Annotated in this window: 1 protein-coding gene; it reads left to right on the forward strand. The window is 55.1% G+C overall.

Features of this window, described 5'->3' with window-relative positions; translation table 11 throughout:
• Positions 1-256 (forward strand): hypothetical protein (locus tag AC1RPT_RS08135; RefSeq protein WP_481763046.1); only part of this gene is annotated, 256 nt, incomplete at both ends.

Below are 256 nucleotides of genomic sequence, written 5' to 3' on the forward strand. Positions count from 1 at the left end.
CAGTTTGGGCGGATATTGCCGGCTCTGGTCAAAGCGTTCCAGAACTGGAAGTTAACTTCGGCTTCATGAGCCGTGAAGGTGCCCAACCTACGGCCCTCAGCCCCGAACAGCTTAGCGCTGCGCTCGTTATGTATTCGGAATCCCCGAATCGTGAATACAGTATCACCGAACATCGACTGATGTTCCGACTCGGCGGTGATATCACTCTTGAATCGCTGGATGCTGCGTTCCGCCCGAACAGCGTGCGCAACACCAT

Source organism: Dellaglioa sp. CoH-56-MRSF-11 (assembly GCF_056782135.1).